A 13,973-nucleotide genomic window follows, 5' to 3' on the forward strand; every position below is an offset into this window, starting at 1 on the left:
TCCAGTGCAGGCCGGTCGTCTCTCCCCGCGGGAATTGCCGCAGGGAAAGGTGGCCGGCCTTCTCGTCCCTCACGGAGGTGTGCCGATGACCAGCACGGTCCCCGCGTCCTTGACCCGTACGGCGGAAGGCTCTGCCCTTCAGGCCGTTCTCCTCGACATGGACGGCACCCTCGTGGACACCGAAGGCTTCTGGTGGGACGCGGAGGTGGAGGTCTTCGCGGATCTCGGTCACGAGCTCGACGAGGCATGGCGGGACGTGGTGGTCGGCGGCCCCATGACGCGCAGCGCCGGCTACCTCATCGAGGCGACGGGCGCCGACATCACCATGGCCGAGCTGACCGTGCTGCTGAACGACCGCTTCGAGTCCCGTATCGGCCGGGGTGTGCCGCTCATGCCGGGCGCGGAGCGCCTGCTCGCCGAGCTGGCGACCCAAGGGGTGCCCACCGCGCTGGTCTCCGCCTCGCACCGGCGGATCATCGACCGCGTGCTGGCCTCCCTCGGTCCGAAGAACTTCGCGCTCTCCGTCGCCGGTGACGAGGTCCCGCGGACCAAGCCGCACCCCGACCCGTACCTGCTGGCCGCCCGCGGCCTCGGCGCGGAGCCCGCGAGATGCGCCGTCATCGAGGACACCGCGACCGGTGTGGCCTCCGCGGAGGCGGCCGGCTGCCGAGTGGTCGCCGTACCGTCCGTGGCCCCCATCCCGCCCGCCGTGGGCAGGGTCGTCGTCCGCTCGCTCGAAGAAGTGGACCTTGGTTTTCTGCGCACGCTCATCACCACAATGAACTGATACGTGTACTGTCCGTGTTTCTTGAAGTGCCTCGGAGTTTTCCTGAATGCAGAGGAAACTCCGAGCGGCGGAGGGCGGGGTTTTCGGTGATCGCTCCGGTTCTTTTCCGGAGCGGCCCAATGGAGTCCGCCACGTGACGTTTGTCACTGTGCGTGCCCTGGATCGGGCGGTTCCGGACCCCCTGACAACCCCGCGACACCGGTCCGGCTGTGCCCTTGTGTCCGTATTGGTGGAGTGGTGTACCAAACATTCCGTGGCGTGACCATCCACTCACAGGCATAACCGATCACGCAGTGAATACGGCCCAACTCGGGCCCGGTCAAGCTTTCGTGGCGTTGCCGACTAATCTCTTCGCGAGAACTTCGCCGTAACCCCGATGCGCCCCGGCGGTCGCACAACCGCCGCGAACACAGGGCTGATCGTCCTGTTTCCCGGACCGTTCGAAACCGCCCCGACCGGGCGGCAGCGGCGGAGTCTCCCGTACACACCGCTGTATCCCAGTGCCGGATGAGGGAGAACGTCCAGGATGAACCGCAAGACTTTGGTGCTGCCGGCCTTGGCCGGCTTGCTCGCGCCCGTGCTCGTCGCCTGCGGCAGCACGGAGGGCGGCTCCGGTGGCGGCGACGCCATCGTCGTCGGCACCACGGACCAGTTCATCGCCACCGAGGACGCTCCTGCCCCGCTCGACCCGGCCTACGCCTACGACACCGGCGCCTGGAACGTGCTGCGCCAGACCGTCCAGACGCTGATGCACGCCCCGCGCGGCGGCGGCGAGCCCGTGCCGGACGCCGCCCAGTCGTGTTCCTTCACCGACAACGCGAGCGAGAGCTACCGCTGCAAGCTGCGCGACGGCCTCACGTTCGCCGACGGCACCGACGTCACCGCCGAGGACGTGAAGTTCTCCATCCAGCGTGTGCTCGAGATCGACACCGACAACGGCACCGCGGCCCTGCTGGACAACATCGACACCATCGAGACCAACGGTGACGACGAGATCGTCTTCCACCTGGCGACGCCGGACGCGACCTTCCCGTTCAAGCTCTCCACGCCGGCCGCGGCGATCATCAGCAAGAAGAACTACGAGGCCAAGAAGCTTCGCGAGGGCTTCCAGGTCGACGGTTCCGGGCCGTACACGATGAAGACCGAGACCGAGGGTGACAAGATCACCAAGGTCGTCTTCAGCAAGAACGAGTCGTACAAGGGCGACATCAAGCTGCACAACGACAAGGTCGAGCTGCGGCTGTTCCCCGATGCCGAGGCGATGGGCAAGGCCCTGGAAGCCGGCGACATCGACGTGATGACCCGCGAGATGGCCCCGGACCAGATCAAGGAGATGACGGACAGCCCGAAGGAGGGCATCGAGCTCACCGAGATGCCCGGGCTCTCCATCCGCTACCTCGCCTTCAACACCAACGATCCGTCGGTGAAGGACAAGGCGGTCCGCCAGGCCATGGCCGCCGTCGTCGACCGCGGCCAGATCGCCGGCCAGGTCTACGGCGCCACCGCCGAGCCGCTCTACTCGCTCATCCCGAAGAGCATCGGCGCGCACACCAACTCGTTCTACAACAAGTACGGCGAGCCGAGCCGTGCGAAGGCCTCCGAGATCCTGGACGAGGCCGGCATCAAGACCCCGGTGAAGCTCAAGCTCCACTACACGACCGACCACTACGGTGCGGGCACCGCCAAGGAGTTCGAGGTCCTCCGTGACCAGCTGAACGGCAGCAAGCTGTTCTCGGTCAGCATCGAGGGCACCGAGTGGAGCAAGTTCCGCCCCGCCCAGAAGCGCGGTGACTACCCCGTCTACGGCCTCGGCTGGTTCCCCGACTTCCCGGACCCGGACAACTACATCGCGCCGTTCCTCGACAAGGGCAACTTCCTCAACAGCCCGTACGTGAGCACCGTGGCCCGCAGCCTCATCCCGCAGTCGCGCCGCGAGGCCGACCGCACCGCCGCCTCCACCGCCTTCGACAAGATCCAGGACATCGTCGCCGACGACGTGCCCGTGCTGCCGCTGTGGCAGGGCAAGCAGTACGTCGCCGCCCGCACCGGCGTGACCGGTGTGGAGAGCCTGCTCAACGCCAGCTCCGACATGCAGCTCTGGGAGCTCGGCCGGGGCAGCGGCTCCTGACCCCCGCGGTATCCGGTGGAAACGAAAGGCGGCGGGCATCTGCCCGCCGCCTTTCGCATGTCCTGCCCCGCCCGGTCGGGTACGCGTCTCGACCGCGGTGCGCGCCCTACTGCGCCCCGGGCCGCACCAGACCGCTCTCGTACGCATAGACCGCGGCCTGCACCCGGTCGCGCAGGCTCAGCTTGGTGAGCACATGGCCCACATGCGTCTTGACCGTGGTCTCGCTCACGAACAGGTCTGCCGCGATCTCCGCGTTGGACAGGCCCCGCGCGACCAGCTTGAGGACCTCCACCTCGCGCTCGGTCAGCGTGTGCAGGGTGTCCGGCACGGCCTCCTCGCCGGAGGGGAGATGGTCCGCGTACTTGTCGAGAAGCCTGCGGGTGATGCTCGGCGCCAGCATCGCCTCGCCCGCCGCGACCACCCGGATCGCCTGCACCAGCTCATTGGCGGGCGCGTCCTTCAGCAGGAAGCCGCTGGCGCCGGCCCGCAGCGCCTCCACCACGTACTCGTCGAGGTCGAAGGTGGTCAGCACGAGCACCTTCGCCGGGCCGTCCCGCCCGGGGCCGGTGACCTGCCGGGTCGCCTCGACCCCGTCCATCCGGGGCATCCGGATGTCCATCAGGACGACATCGGGCTGAAGCGCCCGCACCTGGTCGAGCGCCTGAAGACCGTCCCCGGCCTCGCCGACGACCGCGATGTCCTGCTCGGCCTCCAGGATCATCCGGAAACCGGTACGCAGCAGCGGCTGGTCGTCGACCAGCAGGACGCGGATAGCCACGGGAACTCCTCTACATTCGGTCCGGGCCCATTCTGCCCTGACCATCCTCCGGCGAGACGGCCGGGGAAATGCTCAGCGGATATACCGGGGGAGTGCCGCCGAATTCCGGACACACCGCCTGGTGGTCGCACCAGCCGCACAGCTTCGTCGGCCGCGGCCGCCAGTCGCCCGTCTCCGTCGCCAGCCTGATCGCCTCCCACAGCGCCAGCAGCTTGCGCTCCATGCGCTCCAGATCCGCCGGGACCGGGTCGTAGGTGAGGACGTCACCACTGCCGAGGTACACCAGCTGGAGCCGGCGGGGGACCACCTGCTTCAGCCGCCAGATCACCAGGGCGTAGAACTTCATCTGGAACAGCGCGCCCTCGCTGTACTCCGGGCGCGGGGCCTTGCCCGTCTTGTAGTCCACGATCCGCACCTCGCCGGTGGGCGCGACGTCCACGCGGTCGATGACACCGCGCAGCCGCAGCCCCGAATCCAACTCGGTCTCGACGAACATCTCCCGCTCGGCAGGCTCCAGCCGCGTCGGGTCCTCCAGCGAGAACCACCGCTCCACCAGCGCCTCGGCCTCGCCCAGCCAGCGCGACAGCTGCTCGCCGCCCTCATCCGCGTCGAACAGCTCGCTGAGCTCCGGCCGGTTCTCCAGGAGCCGGTCCCACTGGCCCGGGATCAGGGCCTTCGCGTGCGGAGCGGTGCGCTCCGCGGCGGGTGCGTCGAAAAGCCGCTCCAGGACCGCGTGGACCAGGGTGCCCCGCGTGGCCGCCTCGCTCGGCTTCTCGGGCAGCCTGTCGATCACCCGGAACCGGTACAGCAGGGGACACTGCATGAAGTCGCTCGCCCGCGAGGGCGACAGCGACGCGGGCTGCCGGGCCGGCATCGGCTCCTGACTCGTACTCATGACGCAGACCCTACGACCCGCCACTGACAGCGAGCGCAATACCATCGACCTCAGACCCTGAGCACTGCATGATCGAACGAACGATGCATCGGCAATCCCGCGACGAAGGGAACACGTGAACGAGGACGACACGGGCGGCGAGCGCGGCCGCGCCCGGACGGACGGCGGGGGAGCCGGACCCGGTGGCGGGAAGCGGAAGCGCTCCGACGGCCCGGGCGGCGGAATCCTGATGGGCCGTCCCTTTGGTGTGCCGGTCTACGTCGCGCCCAGCTGGTTCATCGTGGCCGCCCTCATCACCTGGGTGTTCGGCGGCCAGCTCGACCGCGTGCTGCCCGAGCTCGGCGGCTTCCGCTATCTGGTCTCGCTCTTCTTCGCGGTCGCTTTCTACGCCTCCGTGCTCGTGCACGAACTGGCGCACACCGTCGCGGCACTGCGGTTCAAGCTGCCGGTGCGCCGGATCCAGCTCCAGTTCTTCGGCGGGGTGTCGGAGATCGAGAAGGAATCGGAGACGCCGGGCCGGGAGTTCATCCTCGCCTTCGTCGGACCGCTGCTCTCCCTGGTCCTGGCGGCCGTCTTCTACCTGGGCATGCTCGCCGTCGACCCGGGCACGGTCCCCGGCGTCCTGCTCGCCGGGCTGATGGTCTCCAACCTGATCGTCGCCGCTTTCAATCTGCTGCCCGGACTGCCGCTGGACGGCGGGCGGATGCTGCGGGCCGTCGTCTGGAAGATCACCGGCAAGCCGATGACCGGCACCATCGCGGCCGCCTGGGTCGGCCGGGCGCTGGCCGTCGCCGTCCTCATCGGCCTCCCCCTGCTGACCCACACCGGCGCCCTCGGCAATGCCACCGAGGACATCGGCGGCATGGAGACCGTCACCGACGCCCTCCTGGCGGCGATCCTCGCGGCGATCATCTGGACCGGTGCCGGCAACAGCCTGCGCATGGCGCGGCTGCGAGAGCACCTGCCGGAGCTGGAGGCGCGCACCCTGACCAGGCGGGCCGTGCCGGTGGAGTCCACCACTCCGCTCTCCGAGGCGCTGCGCCGGGCCAACGAGGCCGGTGCCCGCGCCCTGGTGGTCGTGGACGGTCACGGCGACCCGACCGGCCTGGTGCGGGAGGCCGCGATCGTGGGCGTCCCCGAGCACCGCCGGCCCTGGGTCGCGGTCAGCGGACTGGCGCAGGACCTCACGGAGGGCATGCGGGTCCCCGCCGAACTGGCCGGCGAGGCACTCCTGGACCGCCTGCGCGCGACCCCCGCCACCGAGTACCTGGTGGTGGAGAGGAGCGGCGAGATCTACGGCGTCCTGTCCACGGCGGACGTGGAGCGCGCCTTCGTCGCCGCGATGGCCCGCCCCCAGGGCTGAGGGCTGTCCCGTCATCCCCGGCGGGCGCACGACGACAGCTACGGCACCTCGCTGCGTTGTCGGATCGCCCGAACACGCCCGGTGCGAGGACGACCCTCCGCCTCGCGATGCACCGCGTCCGGTGCCGCGCGGTGATCCACCGGGGACGACGGACGGCCCGGCCCTCAAGGCGTGTGGATCCTGCCGGACCGAGCCACGCGAAGTCCCTGGACCCGGCCCCTCGCGCGACGGACTCGGTCCGGCCACCCCCGGGGTCCGTCAGTGCTCCCAGGGGACCTGTCGATCATGCGGCGACGGCCCGGCAGCCCGCCCCCGCCGTGGTCCCCGGGCGCCGTCGGGGCCGGTAGGCTGGTCACATGTCCGAACCGACCGGTGCCGCCCGCCGACGCGGGCCCTTCAAGGTCGGGGACCAGGTCCAGCTCACCGACCCCAAGGGACGCCACTACACGTTCACGCTCGAAGCCGGGAAGAACTTCCACACCCACAAGGGGTCCTTCCCGCACGACGAGCTGATCGGCGCTCCTGAGGGCAGTGTTGTCCGTACCACGGGAAACGTCGCCTACCTCGCGCTGCGCCCCCTGCTCCCCGACTACGTCCTGTCCATGCCCCGCGGCGCCGCCGTGGTCTACCCCAAGGACGCGGGGCAGATCCTGGCCTTCGCCGACATCTTCGCCGGCGCGCGCGTCGTCGAGGCCGGGGTGGGCTCCGGCTCGCTCAGCGCCTTCCTGCTGCGCGCCATCGGCGACCACGGCATGCTGCACTCCTACGAGCGCCGCGAGGACTTCGCCGAGATCGCCCAGCAGAACGTGGAGCGCTACTTCGGTGGTCCGCACCCCGCCTGGCAGCTCACCGTGGGCGACCTCCAGGACAATCTGACCGACGCCGACGTCGACCGCGTCATCCTGGACATGCTCGCCCCCTGGGAGTGCTTGGAGGCCGTCTCCAAGGCGCTCGTCCCGGGCGGCATCCTGTGTTGCTACGTGGCGACCACCACGCAGCTCGCGCGGACGGTGGAGTCCATCCGCGAGATCGGGTGCTTCGCCGAGCCGCAGCCCTGGGAGTCCATGATCCGCAACTGGCACGTCGAGGGTCTGGCCGTCCGCCCGGACCACCGGATGATCGGCCACACCGGCTTCCTGGTCACCGCGCGCCGCCTGGCCGACGGTGTCGAGCCCCCGATGCGCCGCCGCCGGCCCGCCAAGGGCGCGTACGGCGAGGACTACGAGGGTCCCAACAAGGGCTGAGGCTCCGGCCGGCCGGGCACTCACGGAGTGCCGGTTCCCGTACAACGTCAGGACGCCGTCGCCGAGTTCCCGATCGCATTCGGGAACTCGGCGGCGGCGTCTTCGCGTTGCCGCCCCCGTTCCCGCACGATTTCTCGACCTGCGCGGCACGACCCCGCTGTTCCGCGCCACTGTGACGTATGGCACGATGCAGACCTCCCTCTCCCGCCGCCGACCCCTGGCCGGCTCCGCAGTCACAGGAGACTTCACGCGTGCAGACCTCCGCGGTCCCGGACCTCGCGCACACCCATGCCCGGCCGGTGCACTGGCTGGCCACCGCGACCGCGATGGCCGCGGTCGTCGCGGCCGCCGGACTTCTCCAGCCGAGGGCGGCGACCGCCTCGCAGCCGGGGCCCGGGACGAGCTCGGGCACCGCAGTGGCCGCCGCTCCGGCGCCCGATCCGGCCGCGGTCGAGCTCCCGCTGCAATGCGGCTCCGTGCAGCCCCTGGTGACCGCGCGCGCCTCCGGTGACCTGGACGGCGACGGCAATCCCGAGACCGTGGTGGCGGCCCGCTGCGACGCGGGCTCCGGCACCCCGCCGAGCGGTGTCTACGTCCTGGCCGGGGCCAGGGGCGCGGGCCCCCGGGTGGTGGCCACGCTCGTGGAGCCCGCGCAGAAGCTCAGCGTGGGGGACTTCGCCGTGCGTGACGGGGCGATCACGGCCACCCTGCTCGGCTACTCCTCGCCGGACGTGCCGAGCTGCTGCCCCGACGTGCAGGAGAAGGTCAAGTGGCAGTGGCAGGGCGGTAAGTTCGTTCGCTTCGCGCAGAATCCGGCAGCGGGTGTGTGATCCGGCACGCTGAGTGTCCGTCGCCGAGCAGCCGGTGGATGATCCGTCACGGTGCGTCGGGGCCGTAGACCTCGACCCTGTCCGAAACGCGGCGTACATGGATGCAGTCGCCCGGGCATTCCTTGGCGGAGTCCACGACATCGTTCAGCAGCGGCAGCGGTACGGGGGTTGTGGCGCCCGGGTTCTGCAGCAGTTCGTCGTCCCCGCTCTTCACATAGGCGAGCCCGTCGATGTCGAGCTCGAAGACCTCCGGCGCGTACTGCGCGCAGATCCCGTCCCCGGTGCAGAGGTCCTGGTCGATCCAGACCTCCAGGGCGTCTGCGGTGCCTTCGGGCGGAGCCTCGTGCTGCACGGTCATTTCTCCTGCCGTTTCCTTCGTCGGGTGTAGCAAAGTGAAGCAAGTCGCGCCAGCCCTGACGGGTGTTGAACAGTTCGACGATACCTCCGGCCGCTTTCCGATGTTGATGGGTGGGTATTCACCTGGCGTGAGGGAGAGCGCAAGGGTGAAGATCGGACACGCCCCTACCGTCTTTGTGATCTAGGGGTTTCAATCACCACCCGCCCAGGTAGGGTCAGGAAGCGTCCAGCTCCCCTTGGAGGAGGTGAGGACCGTGGCAGCCCACGACGACGACATCAACCGCGGCATCCGGCCCGGACGAGGGTCTGAGGACCCCGCCGGCCAGGTTGCCTATCTCGAGCAGGAAATCGCCGTCCTGCGCCGCAAGCTCGCCGACTCTCCGCGTCATACGAGGATTCTCGAAGAGCGGATCGTCGAGTTGCAGACGAACCTGGCCGGCGTGTCCGCTCAGAACGAGCGGCTCGCCAACACGCTCCGTGAGGCCCGCGACCAGATCGTGGCCCTCAAGGAGGAGGTCGACCGGCTCGCGCAGCCGCCGGCCGGCTTCGGTGTCTTCCTGCAGGCCATCGAGGACGGCACGTGCGACATCTTCACCGGGGGCCGCAAGCTCCGGGTGAACGTCAGCCCCAGCGTCGAGCTCGACGAGCTCCGGCGCGGCCAGGAAGTCATGCTCAACGAAGCGCTCAACGTGGTCGAGGCCATGGAGTTCGAGCGCGCCGGGGACATCGTCACCCTCAAGGAGATCCTCGAGGACGGCGAGCGTGCCCTGGTGGTCGGGCACACCGACGAGGAACGGGTGGTGCGGCTCGCCGAGCCGCTGCTGGACATCACCATCCGCGCCGGTGACGCCCTGCTGCTCGAACCCCGCTCCGGCTACGTCTACGAAGTGGTTCCCAAGAGCGAGGTCGAAGAGCTGGTCCTCGAAGAGGTCCCGGACGTCGACTACGAGAAGATCGGCGGTCTGGGCGGCCAGATCGAGATGATCCGCGACGCGGTCGAGCTCCCGTACCTCTATCCGGACCTCTTCAAGGAGCACGAACTGCGGCCGCCGAAGGGCATCCTGCTCTACGGTCCGCCCGGCTGCGGCAAGACGCTGATCGCCAAGGCCGTCGCCAACTCCCTTGCCAAGAAGGTCGCCGAGGTGACCGGCCAGCCCGCGGGGAAGAGCTACTTCCTCAACATCAAGGGCCCCGAGCTCCTCAACAAGTACGTGGGCGAGACCGAGCGGCACATCCGCCTCGTCTTCCAGCGTGCCCGTGAGAAGGCCAGCGAGGGCACCCCCGTCATCGTCTTCTTCGACGAGATGGAGTCCCTCTTCCGCACCCGTGGCTCCGGTGTCAGCTCGGACGTGGAGAACACCATCGTCCCGCAGCTGCTCGCCGAGATCGACGGTGTGGAGGGCCTGGAGAACGTCATCGTCATCGGCGCCTCCAACCGCGAGGACATGATCGACCCCGCGATCCTGCGCCCCGGCCGCCTCGATGTGAAGATCAAGATCGAGCGTCCGGACGCGGAGGCCGCGAAGGACATCTTCGCGAAGTACCTCACGTCCTCGCTGCCGTTGCACGCGGACGACCTCTCCGAGCACAGCGGGTCCAAGGACGCCGCGGCGCACGCGATGATCCAGTCGGTCGTCGAGCAGATGTACGCGGAGACCGAGGAGAACCGCTTCCTCGAGGTCACGTACGCCAACGGCGACAAGGAAGTCCTGTACTTCAAGGACTTCAACTCCGGCGCGATGATCCAGAACATCGTCGACCGGGCCAAGAAGATGGCCATCAAGGCCTTCCTCGACCAGAACCAGAAGGGCCTTCGGGTCTCCCACCTCCTCCAGGCATGCGTGGACGAGTTCAAGGAGAACGAGGACCTGCCGAACACCACCAACCCGGACGACTGGGCCCGGATCTCCGGCAAGAAGGGCGAGCGGATCGTCTTCATCCGCACCCTCGTCACCGGAAAGCAGGGCGCGGACACCGGACGTTCCATCGACACGGTGGCGAACACCGGCCAGTACCTGTAGAAGGCAGACCGGCTGCGGATGCTGGAGGTCCCCCCGCCGAAGGCAGGGGGGACGGGCATCCGCAGCCGGTTGCTTTCGCGACAGGTTCGGCCACACCGGAGCAATGACGAAATTGATCTCCCCACCAGCGCAGAGGCGTTCTAGGCTCGTCGGTACCGCCGAGTCGCGCAGTGCGGGGACGGGCACCGCACACGCACCGGAGCCACAGCGGTACTTGAGCGCCGTTCCCGGAGGGGAGCGCCGCCGGGCAAGGAGGGCCGCATGACCGTACGGCGAGTAATGGGCATCGAGACGGAGTACGGCATCTCCGTTCCGGGCCACCCGAACGCCAATGCCATGCTCACCTCGTCCCAGATCGTCAACGCCTACGCGGCGGCGATGCACAGGGCGCGGCGCGCCCGCTGGGACTTCGAGGAGGAGAATCCGCTGCGGGACGCCCGGGGCTTCGACCTCGCCCGCGAGGCCGCCGACTCCAGCCAGCTCACGGACGAGGACATCGGCCTGGCCAATGTGATCCTCACGAACGGTGCACGGCTGTACGTCGACCACGCGCACCCCGAGTACAGCTCGCCCGAGATCACCAATCCGCGTGATGCCGTCCTGTGGGACAAGGCCGGCGAGCGGATCATGGCCGAGGCCGCCGAGCGTGCGGCCCAGCTCCCCGGCGCCCAGCCGATCCACCTGTACAAGAACAACACCGACAACAAGGGCGCCTCCTACGGGACGCACGAGAACTACCTGATGAAGCGGGAGACCCCGTTCTCGGACATCGTGCGGCACCTGACGCCGTTCTTCGTCTCGCGCCAGGTCGTGACCGGCGCGGGCCGGGTCGGCATCGGCCAGGACGGCCACGAGCACGGCTTTCAGATCAGCCAGCGCGCGGACTACTTCGAGGTCGAGGTCGGCCTGGAGACCACGCTGAAGCGGCCCATCATCAACACCCGCGACGAGCCCCACTCCGACGCCGAGAAGTACCGCCGCCTGCACGTGATCATCGGCGACGCGAACCTGTCGGAGATCTCGACGTATCTGAAGCTGGGCACCACGGCCCTGGTGCTCTCCATGATCGAGGACGGCTTCATCGCTGTCGACCTGGCGGTCGAGCAACCGGTCCGCACGCTGCACCAGGTCTCGCACGACCCGACGCTCAAGCGCCTGGTCACGCTGCGCAGCGGCCGGACACTCACCGCAGTACAACTCCAGATGGAGTACTTCGAGCTGGCCCGGAAGTACGTGGAGGAGCGCTTCGGGGCCGATGCCGACGAGCAGACCAAGGATGTCCTGATCCGCTGGGAGGACACCCTCAACCGGCTGGAGAACGACCCGATGAGCCTGTCCGGCGAGCTGGACTGGGTCGCCAAGAAGGAGCTCATGGAGGGCTACCGCCGACGGGACAGCCTGGGCTGGGACGCGGCCCGGCTCCACCTGGTGGACCTCCAGTACGCCGACGTACGGCCCGACAAGGGCCTCTACAACCGTCTGGCGGCCCGCGGGAAGATGAAGCGGCTCCTCGACGAGCAGGACGTCGTACGGGCCGGGACGAAGCCGCCTGAGGACACCCGGGCCTATTTCCGCGGTCGCTGCCTGGAGCAGTACGCGGACGACGTCGCCGCGGCCTCCTGGGACTCGGTCATCTTCGACCTCCCCGGCCGTGACTCTCTGCAACGGGTGCCCACCCTGGAACCGCTGCGGGGTACACGCAACCACGTCAAGGAGCTGCTGGACCGGTGCCGCACCGCGGAAGACCTGGTCCGGGTCCTTTCCGGGGGCTGAAATGGGTCGCGTACGGGAATCATCGAGGTGGTCCCCGGACGTTGAGCAAAGTGCGGGGCCGATGTCGGACCCTGCTTGTAGGGTCTGATCAAGAGCGTCGAACCGAGCGGGGTGAGGTGTATGGCGACCAAGGACACCGGCGGCGGACAGCAGAAGGCCACGCGTTCCACCGAGGAGGTCGAGGAGCAGGCGCAGGACGGGCAGGCGGCGGAAGACCTCAAGGAACGGCAGGAGAAGCTGTCGGACGACGTCGATTCGGTTCTCGACGAAATCGATGATGTGCTCGAAGAGAACGCCGAGGATTTCGTGAGGTCATTCGTTCAAAAGGGCGGGGAATAGGCCTGAATGTCCGAACTGGATACCGGGAAGGATTGCCCACGATGCCGTCGTTCTCTACCGCGACGTGCCTTCGCCGGCAACAGGGCGGCTCTTGATGGTCTCCAGGCGTATTGCCGGGAGTGCTCTGCTGAGTACTACCGGCAGCGCCAGGAGGCTCAGGGGAAGACGGTTCGAGTCAAGATCCCGGTGCCGAGGGGACATAAGCGTTGCCCTCAGTGTGGTGTGACGAAGTCTCACAGTCAGTGGGAGCGCAACCGGACGTCGGCGGATGGATGGGCCAGTTACTGCCGCAGTTGTCGAGCTGAGCGGAACCGTGTCAGCTACTTCAAGCGCAAATACGGCCTTACTCCAGCCGAGCTGGACGAATTGATCACTGACCAGCATGGCGTGTGCTGCATCTGTCTGGCTGCTCCCGCCGAGCATGTGGATCACTGCCACGAGACGGGTAGGGTCCGAGGCGTACTGTGCTTCAGCTGCAACGCCGCGCTGGGGCAGTTCAAGGATCGGCCGGACGTGATAAGGCGTGCTGCCGCATACGTGGAAGGAAACGCGTGGAAGCCAACACTCGTAGCACCGGGCGTCTACCAGCTGCCTTCCTGACGCCCGGGTCCTCCTCGTTCATGGACTTCCTGGGCTCGCACTCCCCGGAGATGCTGCCCGGGAAGCGCACCCTGCCGCCGCTGCAGGGCGCGATCGAGGCACCGCACGGCACGACCATCGTCGCGACGACGTTCCCCGGCGGTGTGGTGCTCGCCGGTGACCGGCGGGCCACGATGGGCAACATGATCGCGCAGCGCGACATCGAGAAGGTCTTCCCGGCCGACGAGTACTCGGCCGTGGGCATCGCCGGCACCGCCGGCCTCGCGGTGGAGATGGTCAAGCTCTTCCAGCTGGAGCTCGAGCACTTCGAGAAGGTGGAGGGCGCCCAGCTCTCCCTGGAGGGCAAGGCCAACCGGCTCTCCACCATGATCCGCAGCAACCTCGGCATGGCCATGCAGGGCCTCGCCGTGGTCCCGCTCTTCGCGGGGTACGACGTGGACCGCGAGAAGGGCCGCATCTTCTCCTACGACGTCACCGGCGGCCGCTCCGAGGAGCACGGCTTCGCCGCCACCGGCTCGGGCTCCATCTTCGCCCGCGGGGCGATGAAGAAGCTCTACCGCGACGACCTGACGGAGCAGCAGGCCACCACCCTGGTCATCCAGGCGCTGTACGACGCGGCGGACGACGACTCGGCGACCGGCGGACCCGATGTGGCCCGGCGGATCTACCCCATCGTCACCATCATCACGGACGAGGGCTTCCGCAGGCTCGGGGACGACGAGTCCGCCGAGATCGCCCGCGCGATCCTGGAGCGCCGTCTCGAGCAGCCCGACGGCCCGCGCGCTGCGCTGCTCTGATGCTCGCCCAGCCACCGCAGGGCAGTGCCTTCACGCCCATGACAGAAAGGGACGGATAGCC

Annotated in this window: 13 protein-coding genes; 10 read left to right on the forward strand and 3 right to left on the reverse strand. The window is 68.6% G+C overall.

Annotation, left to right across the window (positions count from 1 at the left end; all coding sequences use genetic code 11):
• Positions 1–85: 85 nt before the first annotated feature.
• The gene (locus ABTX78_RS17055; protein ID WP_352207583.1) at positions 86–787 is read left to right on the forward strand and encodes an HAD family hydrolase; all 702 of its coding nucleotides are present in this window, start codon (positions 86–88) and stop codon (positions 785–787) included.
• 526 nt (positions 788–1,313) lie between these two features.
• On the forward strand, positions 1,314–2,915 hold the full coding sequence (locus tag ABTX78_RS17060) for an ABC transporter substrate-binding protein (protein ID WP_352207584.1): 1,602 nt from the start codon (positions 1,314–1,316) through the stop codon (positions 2,913–2,915).
• Between the two features lie 106 nt (positions 2,916–3,021).
• On the opposite strand, the gene ABTX78_RS17065 is transcribed toward ABTX78_RS17060, so the two are convergent.
• Together ABTX78_RS17065 and ABTX78_RS17070 are read right to left on the reverse strand one after the other, a co-directional pair.
• Positions 3,022–3,693, reverse strand: coding sequence for a response regulator (locus ABTX78_RS17065; RefSeq protein ID WP_352207585.1), 672 nt, complete (start codon positions 3,691–3,693; stop codon positions 3,022–3,024).
• A 10-nt stretch (positions 3,694–3,703) separates the two neighbouring features.
• A complete protein-coding gene (locus ABTX78_RS17070) occupies positions 3,704–4,588 on the reverse strand; it encodes a RecB family exonuclease (protein WP_352207586.1) in 885 nt (294 codons plus the stop codon).
• 115 nt (positions 4,589–4,703) lie between these two features.
• On the opposite strand from ABTX78_RS17070, the gene ABTX78_RS17075 reads away from it, so the two are divergent.
• The 3 genes from ABTX78_RS17075 (at position 4,704) to ABTX78_RS17085 (ending at position 8,025) form a co-directional block, all read left to right on the forward strand.
• Positions 4,704–5,951 (forward strand): site-2 protease family protein, encoded by a 1,248-nt coding sequence (locus ABTX78_RS17075; RefSeq protein ID WP_352207587.1) that lies wholly within the window; start codon positions 4,704–4,706, stop codon positions 5,949–5,951.
• A gap of 356 nt (positions 5,952–6,307) precedes the next feature.
• Entirely contained in the window at positions 6,308–7,195 is an 888-nt protein-coding gene (locus ABTX78_RS17080) for a tRNA (adenine-N1)-methyltransferase (protein WP_142216178.1), read from the forward strand.
• Positions 7,196–7,446: 251 nt separating this feature from the next.
• On the forward strand, positions 7,447–8,025 hold the full coding sequence (locus ABTX78_RS17085) for a hypothetical protein (RefSeq protein ID WP_352207588.1): 579 nt from the start codon (positions 7,447–7,449) through the stop codon (positions 8,023–8,025).
• Positions 8,026–8,071: 46 nt separating this feature from the next.
• Here ABTX78_RS17085 and ABTX78_RS17090 read toward each other — a convergent pair whose 3' ends face one another.
• Positions 8,072–8,383 (reverse strand): ferredoxin, encoded by a 312-nt coding sequence (locus ABTX78_RS17090; protein WP_313947318.1) that lies wholly within the window; start codon positions 8,381–8,383, stop codon positions 8,072–8,074.
• A gap of 253 nt (positions 8,384–8,636) precedes the next feature.
• Between ABTX78_RS17090 and arc the strand changes: the two genes are divergently transcribed.
• The 5 genes from arc to prcB all read left to right on the forward strand — a co-directional run bounded on the left by arc (position 8,637) and on the right by prcB (position 13,912).
• Positions 8,637–10,403: a proteasome ATPase gene (gene arc, locus ABTX78_RS17095; protein WP_340472208.1), complete on the forward strand. Its 1,767-nt coding sequence runs from the start codon at positions 8,637–8,639 to the stop codon at positions 10,401–10,403.
• A 261-nt stretch (positions 10,404–10,664) separates the two neighbouring features.
• A complete protein-coding gene (gene dop, locus ABTX78_RS17100; RefSeq protein WP_340472207.1) occupies positions 10,665–12,176 on the forward strand; it encodes a depupylase/deamidase Dop in 1,512 nt (503 codons plus the stop codon).
• A gap of 120 nt (positions 12,177–12,296) precedes the next feature.
• Positions 12,297–12,515 carry a ubiquitin-like protein Pup gene (locus ABTX78_RS17105; protein ID WP_352207589.1) on the forward strand — a complete coding sequence of 73 codons (219 nt, stop codon included), beginning with the start codon at positions 12,297–12,299 and terminating at the stop codon, positions 12,513–12,515.
• Between the two features lie 6 nt (positions 12,516–12,521).
• Positions 12,522–13,115: an endonuclease VII domain-containing protein gene (locus ABTX78_RS17110; protein WP_352207590.1), complete on the forward strand. Its 594-nt coding sequence runs from the start codon at positions 12,522–12,524 to the stop codon at positions 13,113–13,115.
• Positions 13,067–13,912: a proteasome subunit beta gene (gene prcB, locus ABTX78_RS17115; protein ID WP_352207591.1), complete on the forward strand. Its 846-nt coding sequence runs from the start codon at positions 13,067–13,069 to the stop codon at positions 13,910–13,912. The genes ABTX78_RS17110 and prcB overlap by 49 nt, the downstream gene beginning before the upstream one ends.
• Positions 13,913–13,973: the final 61 nt, after the last annotated feature.

It is taken from the genome of Streptomyces sp. NPDC096193, from assembly GCF_040302905.1.
Lineage (GTDB): Bacteria > Actinomycetota > Actinomycetes > Streptomycetales > Streptomycetaceae > Streptomyces.